At 54.9% G+C, this 20,278-nt stretch carries 16 protein-coding genes; 11 read left to right on the forward strand and 5 right to left on the reverse strand.

Annotation, left to right across the window (positions count from 1 at the left end; translation table 11 throughout):
• Positions 1–40: 40 nt before the first annotated feature.
• Entirely contained in the window at positions 41–3,463 is a 3,423-nt protein-coding gene (locus VEH04_12740; protein ID HYG23643.1) for a hypothetical protein, read from the reverse strand.
• 456 nt (positions 3,464–3,919) lie between these two features.
• A complete protein-coding gene (locus VEH04_12745; GenBank protein HYG23644.1) occupies positions 3,920–6,004 on the reverse strand; it encodes a choice-of-anchor Q domain-containing protein in 2,085 nt (694 codons plus the stop codon).
• Between the two features lie 247 nt (positions 6,005–6,251).
• Between VEH04_12745 and VEH04_12750 the strand changes: the two genes are divergently transcribed.
• The 4 genes from VEH04_12750 (at position 6,252) to VEH04_12765 (ending at position 9,512) form a co-directional block, all read left to right on the forward strand.
• A complete protein-coding gene (locus VEH04_12750) occupies positions 6,252–7,301 on the forward strand; it encodes an NAD-dependent epimerase/dehydratase family protein (protein HYG23645.1) in 1,050 nt (349 codons plus the stop codon).
• Between the two features lie 183 nt (positions 7,302–7,484).
• Positions 7,485–7,673, forward strand: coding sequence for a hypothetical protein (locus tag VEH04_12755; GenBank protein HYG23646.1), 189 nt, complete (start codon positions 7,485–7,487; stop codon positions 7,671–7,673).
• Positions 7,670–7,888, forward strand: a complete 219-nt coding sequence (locus tag VEH04_12760) for a hypothetical protein (GenBank protein ID HYG23647.1) — start codon at positions 7,670–7,672, stop codon at positions 7,886–7,888. Before VEH04_12755 ends, VEH04_12760 begins: the two co-directional genes overlap by 4 nt.
• Before the next feature lie 883 nt (positions 7,889–8,771).
• Positions 8,772–9,512 carry a PQQ-binding-like beta-propeller repeat protein gene (locus tag VEH04_12765; protein HYG23648.1) on the forward strand — a complete coding sequence of 247 codons (741 nt, stop codon included), beginning with the start codon at positions 8,772–8,774 and terminating at the stop codon, positions 9,510–9,512.
• 51 nt (positions 9,513–9,563) lie between these two features.
• Here VEH04_12765 and VEH04_12770 read toward each other — a convergent pair whose 3' ends face one another.
• From VEH04_12770 to VEH04_12780, 3 genes are all read right to left on the reverse strand, one after another.
• Positions 9,564–10,274: a methyltransferase domain-containing protein gene (locus VEH04_12770; GenBank protein HYG23649.1), complete on the reverse strand. Its 711-nt coding sequence runs from the start codon at positions 10,272–10,274 to the stop codon at positions 9,564–9,566.
• Between the two features lie 102 nt (positions 10,275–10,376).
• Positions 10,377–11,129, reverse strand: coding sequence for a class I SAM-dependent methyltransferase (locus VEH04_12775; GenBank protein ID HYG23650.1), 753 nt, complete (start codon positions 11,127–11,129; stop codon positions 10,377–10,379).
• 6 nt (positions 11,130–11,135) lie between these two features.
• Positions 11,136–12,107 (reverse strand): class I SAM-dependent methyltransferase, encoded by a 972-nt coding sequence (locus VEH04_12780; GenBank protein HYG23651.1) that lies wholly within the window; start codon positions 12,105–12,107, stop codon positions 11,136–11,138.
• Between the two features lie 224 nt (positions 12,108–12,331).
• Here VEH04_12780 and pseB point away from each other — a divergent pair, with 224 nt between their 5' ends.
• The 7 genes from pseB to VEH04_12815 all read left to right on the forward strand — a co-directional run bounded on the left by pseB (position 12,332) and on the right by VEH04_12815 (position 20,278).
• The gene (gene pseB / locus VEH04_12785) at positions 12,332–13,384 is read left to right on the forward strand and encodes a UDP-N-acetylglucosamine 4,6-dehydratase (inverting) (GenBank protein HYG23652.1); all 1,053 of its coding nucleotides are present in this window, start codon (positions 12,332–12,334) and stop codon (positions 13,382–13,384) included.
• Complete coding sequence (pseC, locus tag VEH04_12790; protein HYG23653.1) at positions 13,381–14,607, forward strand: UDP-4-amino-4,6-dideoxy-N-acetyl-beta-L-altrosamine transaminase; 1,227 nt, start codon at positions 13,381–13,383, stop codon at positions 14,605–14,607. The genes pseB and pseC overlap by 4 nt, the downstream gene beginning before the upstream one ends.
• Positions 14,608–14,610: 3 nt before the next feature.
• Positions 14,611–15,309 (forward strand): pseudaminic acid cytidylyltransferase, encoded by a 699-nt coding sequence (gene pseF, locus VEH04_12795; GenBank protein ID HYG23654.1) that lies wholly within the window; start codon positions 14,611–14,613, stop codon positions 15,307–15,309.
• A 2-nt stretch (positions 15,310–15,311) separates the two neighbouring features.
• Positions 15,312–16,850, forward strand: coding sequence for a UDP-2,4-diacetamido-2,4,6-trideoxy-beta-L-altropyranose hydrolase (pseG, locus tag VEH04_12800; protein ID HYG23655.1), 1,539 nt, complete (start codon positions 15,312–15,314; stop codon positions 16,848–16,850).
• 12 nt (positions 16,851–16,862) lie between these two features.
• Entirely contained in the window at positions 16,863–17,912 is a 1,050-nt protein-coding gene (gene pseI / locus VEH04_12805) for a pseudaminic acid synthase (protein HYG23656.1), read from the forward strand.
• A gap of 122 nt (positions 17,913–18,034) precedes the next feature.
• Positions 18,035–18,991, forward strand: a complete 957-nt coding sequence (locus VEH04_12810; GenBank protein ID HYG23657.1) for a hypothetical protein — start codon at positions 18,035–18,037, stop codon at positions 18,989–18,991.
• Positions 18,992–18,997: 6 nt separating this feature from the next.
• The gene (locus VEH04_12815; GenBank protein HYG23658.1) at positions 18,998–20,278 is read left to right on the forward strand and encodes an oligosaccharide flippase family protein; all 1,281 of its coding nucleotides are present in this window, start codon (positions 18,998–19,000) and stop codon (positions 20,276–20,278) included.

Consider the following 20,278-nt stretch of genomic DNA (forward strand, 5'->3'; position numbering starts at 1 on the left):
CAAGCTAGAGAAGCGGCCCGTCGGAGACGAGTCCAGAGCGTCACCCAAATTTTTCCAGAGGCTCGGCTCCGATGGTCCCCAACAGCGACTCCAGGTGTTCCGGGGTTTGCACCCGTTCGAGGGTGTCGCGGGCCTGTTGCAATCGCTCCGCGATATTGAGCCGCCTGACTTCCTCCGCATAGCTCACGCGGCGAACGAAACGTTCCAGGTACTCGACATGCCGGGTCCAAAGGCGGATATCCACCTGTTGCTTCGCTTTGAGCCGCGCCTCATACCACTCGCTTTCAAGCAGCGATTCCCGCGTGAACAGCGCGCGAACGTCGGGATGGTTGAGCCCTTTCCCTTTCCATTCATCGTGCAGCATGATCGTGAGCAGCGCCTGGAGTGGCGGGCACGCCTGGGCGAAGCTGCCGTCGTCGAAATATGCCTTCGCCACGCGCTTCTGCGTCGCAACGATGTTTTCCATTCCATCAACGAACACATCGAGCCCCTGCAACTCGGGCCGCAGCATGGAGTCGGTGAAGACTTCGTGCGGATGGTTGAAGACGCGGCCGAAGAAGGCGCGAACGAACTGGGCATTGATGCGATACCCGAGGCGGCTTGCGAGCACCTTTTTGCCCTGGTATTCGAAATCCTCACACTTCTCCAGGAATCCGTTGCGGATCAGGAATTGCGGATCGCGCTCTTCAGGACGCAGGCGGCACCACAGTTCGGGAACCAGCAGGCTCACGTCGTGATCCACCCGCACCTTCGGACCGACATACCCGGCCGCCGTGACAAACCCGTGATGACCCGTAAGCAGCCAGGACACCAGGGCATTGTTCAGATCAATGATCGGCGGCAACGCGTTGAACGGACCTTTCGTGAGCGCGCCTTCTGATCCCGCGCCGGTCGTGGAGGGCGATTTGCCAGTCATGCTGCAAATGAATTCCATGAACAGCTCGGGCAGTTCGAAGTAATGGATCGGATTGAACACTGCGAGCGGCCGAATACCAGGCTCAGGTGGATTGTTCCGGCGCCCGGGCAACACCGCTCCAACCGGCGTATACAACGGCTTGTCTGCCGAAAGCCGGCGCCGGAGTTTCCCCGAAACCTGGGCCAGATAACTTTCAACGGGTTTCATCAGGTCCGGACGCACCTGGAGGTATCGCGGATTCTTGCTGGGTTTGCCCTCAACCAGGCGTGGGTTTGCCGTGGAAACGAAGAATCCCGGTTTCCCGGTCTGGGCCACATCAAGAATCAGACGCCGCATCGGCTCGGTGAACTGATGCAGCCCGATCGTGTCATTCAACAGTTCGCGCGCATATTCCACCGTCAGCGGCTGGTAATTGGAGAAGAAGTTGTCCGTGCGGACAAAATCCGCCTCCGTCATCTTGTCGTAACCCCGATGGATGGCATCATCGGGACGTTGGAACAGGCGCAATTCGCAGTTCGTAACGAACTTCACCGCGGCCGACGAATCACCCTCGGAAAGTTCCTTCAACGCAGCCGACGGCACAACGATGGATGCGGTGATGTCGTCCTCCATCTGGATCTTCAGGGAAGGACTGAAATCCTTGCGCAACCCGAACGTGCGCCACGACCCGTCGGAATCGAAGCCGACGCGCAGGTGCGTGGTGACAAGCTTTCGGTTGTCACACTTTAATTCGTTGCCAGGCGTGCCGTTGATGATATCGACGCTGAAATGCTCGCGCCAGTTGGCGCCCCATTCGGGTTCATAATAACGCTTTACGACGAACACCAGTTCTTTCAGGTATTGCGGCGTATTTTCCAGCCATTCATTGAACTCGGGCTTGTAGTTTTGATCGTCAGGCGTAAGCAGCTTGATCACCGATCCCAGGGAGCGTTCCGCGCTGAGGATCGGCCGCTTGTCCACGCGCGATGGATCCTTGAAGCGATCGCCGTAGTCCCGCTGAATGAGCTCCTGGACCGTGTCGAAGTCCTTTTTGAAATCAGCCACAAACACTGGCCCGGTCAGGATGGCGTCCGTAATCGGTTTTGAGATTTCGGATTTGCCGCCGCCGGAAACGGTGCACGGTTTGTGGCACAGAACGCCTTCGGCGACGGTGCCGACGAGGCGCCAGGGACGATTTTCGGAGGGCCGTTCCATGCGCACTTTGTAGCCCGAGGGACGAACGTAGGTGCGATTGGGAACGAGCGGGATGGCTTGCTCCTCTTTGCCGCGAAGCCATAGAACCTTTTGCAAATGGAGGTCGAAGCGCGCGTCCTCGGGCACGTAAAAGACCTCAGGAAAGGTTTTGTCGACGGCGTAACCCTCAGGCTTCACCTCAATGCGATCCCCCAGGAGTTTCGTCACCTGGCTGAACGAATGCCCCTTCTGCTTGACGTGCAGCTCGCCGCTGAATTCATCCCCCAGGTCGTAGCTCTGGAACACTAGCGCGCCGCCCGCGTGTTCCTCCTCGCACGAACCGAACAGGTTTGCGGCGTAACTGATTTGCGTTTTGACCTCCTTCTTGCAGTAGCCGAAGTAGTTGTCCGCAATGAGGGTCACGACAATGCCGCTCTGATCGCGGCAGGTGAGCTTGAAGGCAGTGCCGTTGTTGTAGAGTTCCCCCGCATCGCGCCAGCACATGCCATCGCGGCGCTGTCGTTCTGTTGCGTCCTTCCACTCCGGCAGGCCGGCCTCCTTCTTGGTGACCTTGATCAGGTGAGGCGCGAGGATCACGCAACCTGTGTGGCCCGTCCAATGTTCTGGATCCAGTCCCGCGTCGTTCTCGGGGAGATCGGGATCGCCGCCATTGCCGAAGATGCTTTCAACAAAATCGAGGTTGCTGACCAGGTTGCCGGGGGCGAAGAAGCGAACCTCCATGCATTTCTGCGGCGTGTAGCCTGGAACTTCCGGGCAGACAATCGGGCGCAACAGCAGCGACACAAAGCATTCAGCCTGGCGCGGCTGATTCGCCGTGAACGGAAGCCGCATGATCTCGGCCGGAGGCTGCAAGGCGAGCTGCAGCATTTTTCCGAACACGGCCTTCGGCACCGCAATCTTGTCATCGGGCACGGGTAGTCCGCCCTCGGCGACGTGGAAAATTCCCTGTGTGGTGCGCCGATCCGCCTTCGGATTGTGCAGCACGCCCTGTTTGACTCGATAGGAATTCAGGATGCCGGATACAAATTCGTCGCCATCCACGGGCAGCGAAAGCACGCGTGCCATCCCCGGGCGGTCGAGCGAAAGCGTGTGAAGCGGCAGGCGGGCGACGGGAATTTCCTGGAGGTAATCGTAGAGGAAGGTCTGGATTCGCTGATCGGCTGGGCAGAGATGATTGGACAGGAGCCGCTCCATTTCCCGGTTTTGGGCGATCAAGGAGGAGACGATATCGCGGAGGGCTTCGTTCTGCCGTGTGGGCACCGGCGCAAAACCGAGCATGGCCAGCTTGACGTTGATGTATTCGATCAGACGATCGACGTCCGTCTGGCTCGTAAAAGTATTCGCAAGAGTCATTGCCGCAAACCTGACGCAGGAGTGTGATGCATTTCAAGCGCGATCAGTCCGCATTTATTGCAATAATTCCACGCATTTTGCTGTAGGGGGCGCAGCGTCGACGCGGCTTTACGGGTGAAATGTGCGTAAATCGAAGAAATACTGCGAGCCAGGACCGCAGCCTTCGGGCTGCTTCATCGGCGGACGTGCGCTTATCGTGGGAAACGCGCCTAGGTTTTATCCAGCCGATGCCATGGGGCTGCGTGGCCGCCAACCTTGCATCAGCGCCCAGTCCACCTATCAAACGGAGGAGACGATTTAAACGCTCCACTGTCAGGAGCACTTGAGAATCCATCAAAGACTGGCGGGAAGCTCACGGCATTTTCAGAAGTCCAGCTCAGGAAGCGCCGAAGCGCGAATAGTTCCCGCAGGGTGTTCAACACAGTTGAACCGAGGGGGATTCCGGCGCATGCCTAATCAGGGCGCCCGCGTTCGCAAAAACTGTTGCGGATTGGCATCAATCGGCATGGTCAGCTCCCATATTCCCGATTCATCAATGACATTCGTTTCCAATGCAGTCCAATGTTGCAGGTTCGTTGAGCTTTCGATCCGAATCACTTGCCCGTTTGTGCTGGCGTAAATCACGCGGAGAACCCCGTTCGAGATTCCTTCCGCCGTGAAGGTATGCAACCCATACGCAGTGAAATCAACACCGAACCGATCTGGTCCGAACGTGAGAGTTTTCGCCGCTGGAATGAAGGAGAAATCAGGGTGAAAGGGTGTGACCACGTGATTGCCCGAGGGAATGCCTGCGCTCGTATACTGACCAGCTATGGTTTCGATGCTGGAGCCGTCGATTTGCAGGAAGACTTCGTCGTTCAGCGTCGCGCCTCGCACTGTGCCGGTTAACACGTAAGGCGGCGACGATTCGAAAGATCCCATGTCTGCCCGCGAACCGAACGGACGTGCCCGGCCTCTTTGATCTGTCTGTGGAAAGGTCGTTGGGCTTGCTGCGTCAAGGGCAGGGCTTTCTGTTAACAGCGGGACAGTTGCGTTTTCTCCTCCATAGCTGCCCAAGGGTCCGAGCTTGGGATCAATATTGCTCAAACTGCCAGGGGCAGAAAGACCACAACTCCCGTCTGAACACAAGTTGTAACCCAGATCGGTCAGATTCCCGAAGCAATTGCTCCCAACGATGCCATTAGCTACAATCGAGTTCATTAGCGAGAAAACGCTGTTCTCCACATAGAGGTTCCCACCGCGAAGATTTGCTGGCAGAGAAGTGTCGGCGGAGGGATTTCGGTAGGTCCCGTTTCCCGTAAACGTAACGTTCATGACGTCAACACTTGCTTGGGATGCATACACAGCACCTCCAAGCGCCGTGCCCTGAAACCCCTCCGGCATCGTGCCGGCCTGAGCTGAATTCTCGAGCACCGTACAATTGACCATCACTAAAACGTTACTCAGGCTACAAATGGCGCCCCCGGCTGCCTCTCCGGGCGTGCTTGCAGTGTGCGAAGTGCCGCCGATGGCCAGGTTTGAATGGAACGTCACATTCGTCATCCCGGCACTCCCTGCGACTAGACATACTGCTCCTCCCGCTCCGTTTCCTGGTGTGGCGGAAGGTATTTCTGTGCTCGAACCGCCGGAGGCGGAATTCCCGAGCAGGCTGGTGTTCAACAATCCCATTGTTCCGCCTTTCTGGAAGATGGCTCCTCCCTGCCCATGTAAAGCGATCTCCGCTATGCACGAATTCCCTTCGATGATGCCGCCGACGATCTTTGTAGCTACATTTTGCAGGCATATCGCGCCTCCTGAAGCGGCGCCACCCAAGCCGTAAACGCTCGTAGGGATTCCGGCTTGCGCGTAATTCGTGCCGATTACGCACGAGATCAGATTCATCTCCCCGCCAGAGGCAAAAATAGCGCCACCGTTTGCGTCCCCACCCGGGCCTGAAAACCACCTTCCGCCGAAACCTTCTCCACCAGTAGCGGAGTTCGCAACTAGAACGCAGTTTTCTAGGCTGATTTCAGAGTTCGTGGCGTAAATCGCGCCCCCGTCCCCGGGTGCCGATAATTGAAATTGCAGAGGATCCAGCGCAACACCATCGCCGGCTCTCGCTTCGTTTTCCATGAAAGCGCAATGAACCGCCCGGAAGTTACCGCCATCGACATAGACCGCCCCGCCGCGGCCTGGTTGAGCATCCGAGCTCGACGAGCCATCAGCTCCTGCCGCCAGGCCGTTCTTCAAAGTTAAATCCTTCAACAATAACGATGCTCCTGGCAGGAGGTTGAAAATTCGGCACGAGTTTCCGCCGCTGAGCGTGACTTCGTGGCCCGTTGAATCGATGATCGTGGGGTTCGAGATGTTGAGGGTATTCGTCAGGACGATTGTCCCATCGAAGGCGAGGGTCACTTCGCCTCCTCCCTGGAGCGCTGCGCGAAGCGCGCTTTCGTCAGGCGTATTTACCACGCCTCCCCCCTTAACCGTCACCTCGAATGATAGGAGAACCAGGAGAATAAGGATTACGAGGGGTGTTTCGGTTCGTTGGATTCGATTCATGTTGTAGGACTCCTTTCGCGAGGAGGATTAAATCAATGAAGTCCAGTAAGCTCAAGCCGTTTTCTTTGGATGCTCGGTGACGTCGAAATGCGACCGTCTCGGCGGCAGCAACGTTGACGAGACGTGCTTTCGTGTCCGTATTTCGTGTGCTTAGTGTGATTCGTGGTTGAACCTCCATGCAATGGCCAGGCCGTTCCTCGCTTTCTCGCTTTGCGACCTGCTCTTTTCTCTCTAGCTTCTTGCCTCAATGAAAATCTGTCTGGTTACCGGATCCTCCGGGCTCATAGGCTCGGAAGTCTCTGCGTTTTTTCATGCCAACGGGTTTCACATTCATGGTGCCGACAACAACCAGCGCGAAGCCTTCTTCGGCCCGCAGGGAAACACGCGCTGGAACCAGGAGCGCCTTGCGAAATCGCTGACGCACTTCACGCATCACGAACTCGATATCCGAAACCGGCCGGCGGTTCTCCAGTTGGTGAAGGAGATCGAGCCGGACGTCATCGTTCACACCGCGGCGCAGCCCTCGCACGATCTTGCGGCCAAAATTCCGTTCGACGACTTCGATGTCAACGCAGTAGGCACGCTGAACCTGCTGGAAGCCGCACGCCAAAGCTGTCCCGAGTCGCCGTTCATTCACATGTCGACCAACAAGGTGTATGGCGACCGGCCGAACACTATCGGATTGAAGGAATTGGAAACGCGCTGGGACTACTCCGATCCGGCTTATGCGAACGGGATTCCAGAATCGTTCTCGATCGATCAATCGAAGCATTCGCTGTTTGGCGCATCAAAGGTGGCTTCCGACATCATGTCGCAGGAGTATGGCCGCTATTTCAACATGCCGACCTGTTGCCTGCGGGGCGGCTGCCTGACGGGTCCGAATCACAGTGGCGTGGAGTTGCACGGGTTCCTGAGCTACCTGGTCAAGTGCAACCTGGAGGGCCGTGAATACAAGGTGTTCGGATACAAGGGAAAACAGGTCCGCGACAACATTCATTCCGAGGATGTCGCGCGCTTCATGTTCGAATTTGCGCAGAACCCGCGGTGCGGAGAGGTTTACAACCTGGGCGGTGGAAAGGACAATTCCTGCTCGATCCTTGAGGCTTTCGGATTGGCGGAGGAGTGTTCGGGAAAGAAGCAGGTGTACACGTATGTGGACCAGGCGCGAATTGGCGATCACATGTGTTATTACAGCGACCTGCGAAAAATGAAGTCGCACTACCCGAAGTGGGATTTACAGCATGACTTAAAGAGCGTCTTTCGCCAGATTGTCGATTCGTGGAAACAACGATTGTAGCGCAACGACTGCAGCGTGTTACGGAGGACGGGCGATACTGCAGACTTGGGAGTCTGCGCTGCCAGCCCTGTGGTTTTGGCGCAAACTCAGTGACCTGGAGCCATGGAAGTCCGAAGCATCGAGACAATTGTTAAAAGCCTGAACGACGGACATGCTCGACATCCAGGAGCTTGAACGGATCAAGTGAGCGCCGACCATAACATCAAGCCTGACTGGCGCTGGGCAACGTCCGACGGCAGCCGCGAACTGGACCGGCATTTGGACCGGCGATTGAGCTTTCGCGAAAAATTGCAGTGGCTGGAAGATGCTGAGGAATTGACTTTGCGGTTTCAGGCAGCCCGGCGGAATTCGTCCCTCAACGAGAAGTCATGACGAACCTTTATTCCGATCGGAATTGGAAGTTCAGCACCATTGAAGGCGCTGAACTCAGCAGGCTATTGCGCGGACTGCAAACCTCGTTCCGGGAAAAGCTCGAATGGCTTGAGGAAGCCGGGACCGGGACCTCCACGCTCCAGCTCCGCGTCCCGCGGGAAGAGGCCGCCTCCGGAAAAATATCGAACGCTGGTATGTTCTTCTCGCGACGATGAATGTTTTTGAGGCGACAGGGACCGCTCGTTGAGCGGCGAGGAACGCTCTTGAGGGACAAGGACGTTCTTTAGGCGAAACGAGCGTTCTCGAAGAGGCAATCACGACTTGTACGCGCTCATCAACGATTTTGTCGTCATCTTTTGTTTACTTGCCGCGTGATGAAGTGAAATTCCGGGAAAGAAAATCCTTGGGGGCACGTATCATCGTCTTTGTCACGCCGAAGAGCTGCACGGATCGAAAGGATTCAATCTTCTGGTCGGCTTTGGCAAGGGTGGTACGGTTCCGCTCCGTTCTTGCTTAAAGTACCCGTAGACGACCCCAGGCGCGGAGTTGCCAAGTCGTTTTCAAGAGTGGAGTCTTCTGCGCACGATGAACTCGCGACTATCAGACGAAAGAGAGCTTTTCAAATTTGTGACTTTGGGACGGACTGGCTTCTCACCATCAGTTAATGCGATTTCCGGCTGCGTTCCGACGGCCTTCACTTGGTGGCTTGCTCCAAGGTCGCAATGTTCGCGGATGGTTTGCTTGTTGCTGCTAGTGTTCTCTTTTCCAAGTCCCGCCGGTGCGGAAAATGGGACCAATTTGTTGCAAGCTTGGAGTCTCCGCGTCAGTCATTGGGTAGATTCAACCCCGGCCACCTCGGAAGACGGCGTTATTTATTTTGGGGGTTCTGACCAATGGTTTAGAGCCGTTTCTGCGACCGGGAAGCTCCTTTGGAAACGTCGAATGGCATCGGAGATTAGATCATCCCCGGCCCTATCAGAAAACGGGATGCTATATTTTGGGTCGCGAGACCGGAACCTTTATGCCGTCAGCAGCAAAGGGAAAATACAATGGGCCTTTAGGTCCGACGGTTGGATTGACTCGTCCCCTGCGATCGCTATGGACGAAAGTATCATTTTTGGATCCTGGGACAAACATGTTTACGCGATTCGGCCGGACGGTTCCCTCAAATGGAAATTCAAGACAGAGGGCCCAATATCCTCATCAGCTGTTATCCTAAATGACGGCACCATTTGTGTTGGTTCTCACGACGGCAAATTCTACGGCCTCGCGCCCTCGGGGGAAAAGCTTTGGGACTTCCCGACCGGAGGTCCTGTGATTTCTTCACCAGCTTTGTCAGGTGATGTCCATCTGGTGGTCACATCAGCCAGCGGCTTTCTCTATAAGCTCGAACCAAGTGGCAAGCTCGTATGGAAGTTGCACACCGGGGGCGTGACCGCTGCAAGTCCGGTCATCGGTTCCGACGGGACCATCTATCTGGGTGTCAATAACTCTGTTTGGGCCCTCCATCCCGGTGGCAAACGCAAATGGAGTGTGCCGATGGTTCACCCGATGCGAGCGGAATTGGCCATTCTGAAAGGGGACATCGTTGTTGTTTCGTACTTTCAAGGTCCATTGCATCTGTTCGACGCACAGATGGCAAAGGTCGCCACGTTTCCATTATGGGGAGAGGGTGATTCAGCGCCGGTCCTCGGAAGCAACGGCAATATACTCGCGTTCAAGATGGATGCTTTGGTCAGTCTGGGCGGCTCATTTGAGCTCTGCGATTCCCCCTGGCCACGTCCAAGAGGAGATCGCCGGAACACAGGACGCGCTCGCACAGTTTCGCCCTCGCAATAGTTGAAACGCCCCGGATCTTTTTAGCCCTGAGGGACGTTCAGCCTCGGCCGCTCAAATCAAGTTGTCTTGATTGGGCTGAGAAGGGCGTCTGGGATAGGTAAGTGAACGCTCTTTTTGTGATCGTCGAATAGCGATATAGGACTTTGGAAGTCCGAGAAGTCGTTCCACGAAAATCTCACAATCTGGAAAGAGCTCCTTCATTTCGTTATGTGTAAGCAGGCGGGTTGTCTCCACCATGGCGTCAATCTCCGCCTTTCCGGGCTTGGTCAGCCATCCCCACGGTGTGATCCAGCGGACGAGCTTTTTCTGTAATCCGACTGGTAGGTAGTGGATGAACGGTGCCATATAGTGGGGCTCGAATGGGCATTCGTATGCTGGGGTCTGCACCCAAAGCGCCCGTGCCACACGGCGAATTTCCGATGCAAAACACTGCTGTTGTTCCCATGAACCGACATGCTCAATCACACTGTTGGAGAATCCAATGTCGTAAGAGTGATCAGGAAAGGCGAGGGCACACCCATCACCGACGAGAGTGTTCACTTGATGATTTGGAAATTTTTCGGGACTCCAAAAAACTGGGTGAATGTTAATAGCGTCGATTTTGGCGACAGGCTGCTCGTGGGATGTCCAAAACCAGGGATAACCGCCTACGTCTAGGAGGACGTCTTCTTTTGTTGGACGCAGGACCTCCAGAAATTTGGTGAAACGTTTGGCCCTCCAGATTCTAAAGACCTGATTGTAAATGCTGTGGATATTGAACATGGCCTGCATTTTGATTTTCCGTGACGGAACGCGGCAGCAGCAAGTCAAAAAGGAGCCCTCTCTTGAACCGTCTAAAGATTTATTTAACGGGCTTGGACGCGCCTACCGCGGGTCTGCTTCCTCGCGAGCATATTTGACGATCACCGATGAGCCGAACATGCGAAGCGGCGAATGCTCCATGGTTCGCATGACTCCGAACAGCGGTTTCAAGAAACGCTGAAAACGATTTCCGCCGTGCTCAAATGTTGGCCACGTGTAATCAGTGGCCGTCCTTCGCAACCCTGAAGATACGAACAGAGAATCCAAATCTGTCACGGTGAATACTCGGGCAATTGCATACCTCCGGTGGAGCCAGGGGAAGTAGGTCAAAAGCGGAATGCGACCATGTTTTTCCCACGAACCGACTCGGATCCCGTGATTTTCGAACGGGAACCAGCGGTTCGGGACTGTGATCAACAACTCGCCCCCCGGTTTCAGTACACGAGAGATTTGGCGAGCAGCACCTTTCAGATCGGGCACATGCTCAAGCGTTTCAATGGAGACGATCGTGTCAAAATGCGCATCAGGAAATGTCATTTCAGATGCCGACATACATTGCACAAAGAAACGCTTGTCTGCAGAAACCTTCTGGCGAAACGAATTCAGAAATGCATCCTGTACGTCGATGCCGTGCACTTCCTCGAAGTTCTGTCCCAGAACGACAGTGAAAGAACCCTCGCCGCAACCGATGTCGAGCATGCGTTTGCCGGTGAATTTTCCGTGAGTCTTAAGTTTTCCCGTGACTACTTCGACCGTGCGCCGGTACCCAGAACTGCGGGGTGCACCGACGTATAAGCTTTGTTCGTGCGTCAGCATATCAAGTCAATGAATGCGCCTCAACCAGATGGAGCTGAACGTATTCTGTTCCTCTTTCACAGGTTTGTAGATTGGGAGAGTTTTCCTGAGGAAGTCCTCATCGAAATGCCGGATCATGGGGCACGAAAATGTGACTTCAAATGAAGGATTGAAGGCCAGAAAGGCCTGCAACAGCATTGCTTCAGTCCAATACATCGGCCAATGGGGCGCCGTCGGATGATCAACAAGGGTCCAATAGTTGGCCGGATATGGAATGTTGTATGGGAACGCGATGTCGTGAATATGAATATGAACACCAGGCGCAATTGCGGGGAGGATTTCCAGGAACAAGTAGGGAACATCTCCGTCGAGTCGAACAATATGCGACGAATCGATAAACAATACGTCGCCGGCTTTGAGGGTTTGGAATGTAGCAAGAGGAACGTCCTGCACCTCCGCCTGGATCAGCTCCATATTTTCAATTTCGCGTAATTTGGCGAACGGGTATGGCTCAATGCACGTAATTGTTGTATCGCATCCGTCTTTCCTATTGCGTTGTCTCGCCAGGTGACAGTAGTAGGTTGAAAGCCCGCTGCCGACCTCCAGGTATCGAGCAGGTTTCAGGTCTCGGATGTACGAGTAGAGAGTGAATGCGTCGACGTTGGTATAGCCCGGCCCAAACCCGATCTCCTGGAGATCTCGGTACGAGGGCAAGGCGGCGAAGTCATCGTAGTAGAGTTTGCGGAAGTGCTGAACGCGCGATTTAAGAGCCTCCAGGTCGTACGTGACGCCGCGTAATGCGCTGGGCTTAGCCCAGCGCGAATACTGCTTCCGCAGGGCGCGCTCGCTCGGTATGGGCGAATAATAGTCGCTAGTCCGCGATACAATAAAGCCACATCGCTCACACAAGTTCCTGAGCGAACCGATCGATGCGTGCTTCAGCATTCTAAGCTGTGGCCAAACACTCTTCAGGACGGACTGCTTCAAAATTGTCTTCATTTGTTGACCGGCGACGCGCAGCAAAGGCGTGAACCTTACAGAACGAACGGCCCAAATTAGATTGAGACGGAGCTCGCTGCATCTCGTACCACGCGGTCTTCACGAGGTCAATGCCGGTGCGGCGTCCACTGCGATTAAATGGGAATCGCTTCAATGACCGCCGAGGTCCCGAGTTTAGACGTGCCTTGATTTTAGGGGTTCATCCTCTATGCTCCGTCCGAACTATGCCATCGCCCGATGCACGCTCAAAACAGGACGGAGTTCTTGACCTGAATGGTTGCCAAATCCTGGTGACCGGCGGGACTGGTTCGTTTGGTAAACAGTTCATTGAAACTATCTACAAGCGATTTCCGAACGTTGCGCGAGTGGTCGTGTTCTCCCGGGACGAATTGAAGCAGTTCGAGATGGCGCAGCACTATCCCGACAAGAAGTTCCCCACTATTCGCTTTTTCATTGGCGATGTGCGGGACAAGGAACGCCTGAAGCGCGCGATGGAAGGCATCGATACCGTGATTCACGCTGCAGCGCTGAAGCAGGTCCCCGCAGCGGAGTACAATCCCTTTGAGGCGATCAAAACAAACGTTCTCGGAGCGCAGAACATCATCGATGCTGCGATGGACAGTGGTGTCAAACGCGTGGTGGCGCTCAGCACTGACAAAGCGGCGGCGCCGATCAACCTCTATGGCGCCACGAAACTCTGCTCGGACAAACTCTTCATTGCAGCGAACAACTATAAAGGTCATCGCGAGCTGAAATTGTCGGTCGTTCGATACGGGAATGTCATGGGCAGCCGTGGCAGCGTCATTCCCTTCTTTCTCGAACAGCGCAAGACGGGCGTGCTGCCGATCACGGATGAACGGATGACGCGTTTCAATATTTCCCTCGAGGAAGGGGTTGAGTTGGTGTTCACCGCGCTGCGTGACATGTGGGGCGGCGAGCTTTTTGTTCCGAAGATTCCAAGCTATCGCATCACCGATGTTGCTGAAGCGGTCGCGCCCAACTGCAAACGGATCGTTACCGGCATTCGTCCTGGCGAGAAGTTGCATGAGGAGATGATCACGGAGACGGACGGCCTGAACACCATCGAATTGCCACGGCACTTCGTTATCCTCCCTTCAACCCGTACTTGGGATGTGTCAGAATACTGCAAGGTATTCAACGGAAGGACGCGCGAGTATGGATTTGCCTACAGCAGCGGAAAGAATTCTGAATGGCTGACCGTCGAACAGCTCCGCGATTTGATCCGCACTCACGTGGATCCAGGATTTGCACCGTGATTCCGGTCAGCGAAGCGCGACTCATGCTCCCGTACGGCCGCCAAAGCATCGACGAAGAGGATATCCAGGCAGTTTGCGATGTCCTGCGTTCCGACTTCCTGACGTGCGGCCCAAAGGTTGAGGAATTCGAAGCACGCTTCGCCGAGAGAGTCGGCGCACGGCACGCGGTTGCCGTGAACAGTGCGACCGCCGCTCTGCACCTCGCAATGTTGGCGGCGGGAATCGGGCGGGGGCATCGCGTGATGACTTCGCCCAACACATTCCTTGCCTCCGCAAATTGCGCGGCGTACGTCGGTGCTACGCCGGACTTCGCAGACATTGATCCAGTCAGTTACAACCTGGACCCGGCCGCGCTGGAACGGGCGTGGCAACCTGACGTAACGGCGGTTGTTGCTGTGGATTATGCGGGGCAGGCGTGCGAAATGCCGGCGATTGCGGAGATAGCGCGCAAGCGTGGTGCGCTCGTCATTGAGGATGCCTGCCACGCAATGGGTGGAGCCTTTCGGCACGACGATAAGACCTGGAGGATTGGAGGCCATCCATGGGCCGACATGACCGTGTTCAGTTTTCACCCGGTGAAGACGATGACGACCGGAGAAGGGGGAATGCTTGTGACGGACAAAGCAGAATGGGCGGCGAAGGCGAGACAACTTCGCGCTCATGGGATAGTGCGCGACCCGTCTCGGTTTCAAGGTCTGGCGGACGCAAGTGATGCCGGGGTTTTCGATGAACGCGGTCCGTGGTATTACGAGATGCAGGATCTCGGTTTCAACTATCGTTTAACGGATATCCAATGTGCATTGGGGTTGTCGCAGTTGCACCGGCTGAACGCGTTCCTCCAGCGCCGCAGGGCTATCGTCCGGAGATACAATGAAGAGCTGAAGGATCTCCAGTGGTTGCAAGTGCCCCGGTCGAAAAACTTGTCTGATGCAGACCTCGCGTCGTGGCACGTTTACACCGTGCAGATGGATTACGATTCTCTCGGCAAGAGCAGGACAGCCGTGATGACAGAGCTGCGGAACCGGGGAGTAGGGTCGCAGGTTCTTTACATCCCCGTGCATTTGCAGCCGTGGTATCGAAGGATGTACGGTTACGTGGGTGGTAAATGCCCGATCGCCGAAGCATTTTATTCGCGGGCGTTGAGCCTGCCGCTATTTCCTGCGTTGACTGACATGGATATAGGCCACGTTGTTGAAGCCGTCCGTCATTTGGTCGGAAAGTAGTATATGAATGTCGCGTTTATTCCAGCCCGAGGCGGCAGTAAGCGTATTCCGAGAAAGAATGTAAAACCGTTTTGTGGAAAGCCCATGATCTCGTGGGCGATCGCCGCTGCAAAGGAGGCTGGTGTGTTCGATGCTGTGATTGTTTCCACGGATGACGAAGAAATCGCTTCCGTGGCGACGGCCAATGGTGCAGAAGCGCCGTTTCGACGTCCTGCTGATTTGGCTAACGACCACGCTGCAACGCTGCCCGTGATTGATCACGCGATCCGCTGGTTTGAGCAAAATCGCAGCAAGATTGCGCTCGCATGTTGTATTTATGCCACGGCACCGTTTTTAAAACCTGAATTTTTAAACAGTGGCTTAAACGTCATGCGCAGCCGTCCGGATGCTGAGTTCGCATTTAGCGTAACTTCCTATTCCTTTCCAATCTTTCGTTCTCTCAAATGCAATCCAGATGGGACAGTGTCGATGTTTTGGCCGGAACACCAGTTGACGCGATCGCAGGACTTGCCCGAAGCATGGCACGACGCCGGCCAATTCTACTGGGGTAAACCGGAATCTTTCGCCAAGTCGGGCATTTTTTCGACTAGAGCTTACCCCGTAATCCTGCCGCGTTATCTCGTTCAGGACATCGACACAATGGAAGATTGGGAAACGGCCGAAAGAATGTTTGAGGCCCTCAAGAATCGGAGTGCAGTTTAACAATGCCGGATCATCTCCTTATCAGGGCTGACGGTGGCGGTGCATTGGGCAGTGGGCATATCATGCGGATGATCGCGCTTGGTCAGGCTGTGTCTGATCGCGGGAATCGGGTCACTATTGCGAGTTCGTCATGTCCCGAGTCTTTGGCCGCCAGGGTCCGCCAGGAAGGTCTCATGTTTGAGCGCCTTCTTTTGAACACAAAAGGGGGTTCTCCAGAGGACCTTCAACAATCACGGGATTTGGCGCATTCCTTGGGGGCTAAATGGGTGGTGTTGGACGGATACCATTTCCGCCGTGATTTCCAGAGCAGCTTGCGAAGCAGCGGTCTTTCTGTTCTAGCAGTCGACGATTATGGCCATTGCGAAGTTTGGGCAGCCGACGCTGTTTTGAATCAGAATATATTTGCGCCGGAGCGCAGGTACGCTTCTGAAAGGACTGAATGTCGTTTTCTTTTGGGCACCCGGTTTGCTCTTTTACGTCGTGAATTTCGACTCGCGGCCGAGCGCCTTTCAAATGCGAGACCCGCGAGCGCACAAGAGAGGGGGCGACGCAATCACCTGCTGGTCACCTTGGGAGGTGTGGATATCGACAATATCGCGGGCCGAGTGGTGGCTGGGCTCGAGCTGATTCCAGCAGACCGAATAACAGTGAAACTCTTGGCGGGCACTGCCAACCCCCACATTGAGTCCCTGCGCGCAATGGCAAAGGTATCGCGACACCACATTGACGTCCTTCATGATGTTTTGGATATGCCGGCAGCTTATGAAAGGTCGGACTGTGTCATCAGCGCAGGCGGAAGTACATGCTGGGAATGGCTATTTTATCAGTTGCCTGCAGCCGTAATCTGCCTGGCCGATAATCAACGGCCGGTGATCGCAGGATTAGTTAAGCACCGACTCGCAGTGGACTTGGGATGGCACGAGGATCTGAAGCCTGAATCGATAGCCCACATTCTTAAAGATTGGCTGAACAACTGTGGGAAACGAATTGATGTTCCTGATGAAATAGCTATCGACGCCTATGGAGCGATGCGAGTTGCCGCAGTGCTCGACGAAACGAATACGTGGCTGCGACCGGCGCGCGCAAGCGATTCAGAACTCTGGTTTAACTGGGCTAACGACCCGCTGGTAAGAGCAAACGGTTTCCATCCAAACCCGATATCCTGGGAAGATCACCAACTCTGGTTTGACCGGCATCGCGAATCGCCAGACTCCCGCCTTTGGATTGGCTCGGACATCAAGGACGTGCCGCTCGGCTACATTCGATTTCACCGGCGGAGCCCTGATGAATGGGAAATCGGAGTTGCGGTGTCGCCAGAACGACGTGGGCAGGGGGTGGGAAAGCGACTGGTTTCGCTTGCAGTAAACGATTTTGCGCGATCGTTGACTCAGGCGCTCCCCGGCAGCGGTGTTCGGACCGGGCGCATTGTAGCCCGCGTGAGGCCATCGAACGAAGCTTCGTTGAAACTTTTTCAGTCCGTGGGATTTAAAGCTATTGCCATCCGCAGTACGGCCGACTGTTGCGTTCTTTCAACCACGTGACCAAATGAAGCCATGAAGACGATCGTAATCGACCATCGCGAAATTGGACCAGGAAAGCCAACGTATCTGATTGCCGAGATTTCGGCTAATCACAACCAATCCCTCAGCGAGGCTCTCGATCTGATCTCGCTTGCAAAAGAATGCGGTGCAGACGCGGTTAAGATCCAAACGTACACTCCAGACACGATCACGCTAAATTGCGATAACAAGTACTTCCAACTCGGTGAAGGCACGCTCTGGGCCGGAAAGAACCTTTATAAGCTTTACGCCGAAGCATACACCCCTTGGGACTGGCATGCAGAAATGTTCGCGCACGCCAAAAAAGTAGGTGTGACATTGTTCTCGTCGCCATTTGATGAGACGGCAGTGGATCTTCTTGAACAACTTGAAGCTCCTGCTTACAAAATTGCTTCTTTTGAACTTGTACATTTGCCGCTGATTGAGCGCGCTGCCAGGACCGGGAAACCACTTATTCTGTCGACCGGCATGGCGAGTTTGACTGAAATCGCCGAGGCTGTCGAAGCTGCACAGCGAGCGGGATGTCGCGACCTCGCGCTGCTAAAGTGCACCAGCGCCTATCCGGCGCCCCCTGAGGAAGCGAATCTCCGTCGGATTCCGCACATGGCTGATGCATTCGGGGTTCCCGCTGGGCTAAGTGATCACACCATGGGAAGCGCGGTTGCCGTAGCTTCGGTTTGCCTTGGTGCATGCATCATTGAAAAGCACTTCACGAAGACGCGGTCGGTGCCGGGGCCTGACAGCGCATTTTCCATGGAACCAACAGAGTTCAAGGCGATGGTAGACGATGTGAGAACTGCGGAAAGATCGCTCGGCTCTGTCACCTATGAGGTTACCGAAAAGGAACGGGCCACTCGGATTTTTCGCCGCTCAGTGTTTGTAGTAAAAGACGTCGCTGCCAACGCCGAACTCACGCCCGAAAACATAAGGATCGTTCGGCCGTCTCACGGGCTTGCTCCAAAATATTTTGGTGCTTTGCTTGGCAGGAAAACCCGTTATGCACTCCGACGGGGAGAGCCGCTGAGGTGGAAAGATATTAATTAGGCCCATCGGACACGCCAATGAACCTTCCGATACTCGCAAAGAATTTCGTTGGAAATGCAATCGCCGGTTTTCCGACCGAGGCGGAGTTTAAGTATGGCGAGCATACAAGCCTTAAAATGTCCATGGACGAGTTGAAAGATCTCGCTCGAGACCGGTCGCTTCGGACCCGGGAAATTCACGCGCAGAATGACTTCTATGGGCATGCAACCGTGTTCAAGCACTATGCCGGAATTTCAAACGGCACAACATTGAAGGCGGTGGTTGAACACGGACTTTTCTTCGGAGGCTTTGTTTGGGATGAAGACATCAAATCGTGTCTGCCGTCAATCCTCACTTATTCCCGGACTCGGTTCCCGTATTTGAAAGCCAAAACGGAAAAGCGCTTGTTTGCTGTGGGCCCGATGATTGCATACGCGCCGCATCTTCTTTCCGCAGAATCGCTACGTTCTGAAAAACTGCGCTTGGGTAGAAACTTGCTGGTGTTCCCTGCTCATTCGACGCATTACGTGGATAGCGTTTTTGATATTGACGAGTACTGCCAACACATCGCTGGCCTTGCTGCGAGCTTCGATTCAGTACGCATTTGTCTCTACTGGAAGGACGTTCTAAAAGGCTGGGGAGAAAAGTTCGCTCAACACGGTTTCGAATGCGTGACCGCAGGACACATATTCGATCCACTTTTCCTCCCCCGGCTTAAAAGCCTTATCGAATGTGCTGCGTTCACGACATCGAACGAACTGGGTACGCATCTGGGCTATTGTGTCTTCCTGGGCAAAGGTCACCATCTCTTTTCGCACAACGTGAGGCGCCAAGCTCAACATACGGATATCTGCAAGCGGGACGCGCCGGATCGTTCAGGCATGCCGGATGTTGTGGAAACCAAGAAGGCATTCTCCAGCTGGGCTGATCCACCGACACAATCACAACTGGAAGTCGCAGATCGCTATTGGGGTATCAGCGAAATCAAGACGGGATCAGAGCTCCGGAATGTATTCGCTGAGGCGGACGCGCTGTACACGAAAGGCAGAAATCCGTTGTTCCGGCTGCTCGACCCTTGTCGGTGGCTCGCCAGGAGCTGAATCGACATGCTCTGGAAACTACGATCACAGTGGCGAGGACCAAGTCCAACTGTTTTATTTGCCATCTCTAACGTAACGGTTTCCGCGTGTGCGCTCGCGGGCGCGCTTGTTTGTGCGAAGCTTCTAGCTCCACAGGAGATGGGCGCGTTTCAAACAGCAATGCTGCTCGTAACCTACTTAGGGTTTCTTCCCTTTGGCGTCGTCAATGGGTTCAACCGGCAGTATCCATTCCTCCTTGGCAAGGGGGATGAAGCTTCAGCCGATTTATTCGCTCGCAATGGATATTCAGTGTCCCGGGTCATGGGTGTAGTTGCTGCTGCGGTGGCAACCGGACAAGCAATTTGGTTTAAGCAGACGACGTCGGACACTGTCTTGTTCGTTGCAGCTTTGTCCGTTATTCCGGTTGCTGCATTATCCCAGGTTGGTGCGATACAGAACGCCATTGTCACAGGTCGCCATTTGTTTTTGTTAGCCGCCAAAGCCCAGTTCTCTTTAGCGATTGTGACGCTTGGCCTGCTTTCTTTGGTCTGGCAGTTTGGTGCTTCAGGGCAGGCGGTTCGGCTTGTCGTTCTCGCAGCAGTCCCGTGGATAATTTACTCCTCTGCGACCCGATCCGCGCGAACGTGGCACTGGGACTGGCGAATCCTCTTCGACCTGATCAAGCGGGGGTTTCCAATATTAGCAATCGGGTACGCCTACCAGGTGTTTTCAGTTGCAGATAGAACCCTCGTAGCGAAGGTCCTGGGATTAGAAGCCGTGGGTCATTACGCTTTGGCGGGCATCGCGATTGTCGCAATTCAAAGCGTCTACACGCCCCTGGCGGTGGCAACCTACTCAAAGGCAAACCATGCTTTCGGAAAATCCCCCCAGTGGTCAGTTCTCGTAGCTCCAGCGAAACGCCTGGTAGTCCTCGTGACCGTCACAGTTTTGCCCCTTGCGACGACAATCTACTTTGCCCTCCCAAGCCTCGTATCCTGGCTTCTGCCTGATTACTCGGATGGAATACGAGCGGGGCAGATTGCCTGCGTCGCATCGGTGGCATTCTGCTATTGCGGCACCTCGTTTGTATTCAATGTTACAGGTCACAACTGGGTGTATGGTTCGCTGGTCAGCGGTGCTCTTGTTGTGTTTTTTGCCGTCGGGTTCATGATCCCTAAAAGCGATTTGTCGCTGGAATTGGTCGCAACGATCCGAACGATCGTCACGATCATTTTATGCGTTCTTACCAACGCCTACGTTTTGTTCTATTTGATGAGGGGAATCAAACAGGAACGTGGAATGCGTTAA

The sequence above is a fragment of the Verrucomicrobiia bacterium genome (assembly GCA_035629175.1).
GTDB lineage: Bacteria > Verrucomicrobiota > Verrucomicrobiia > Limisphaerales > DASXHY01 > DASXHY01.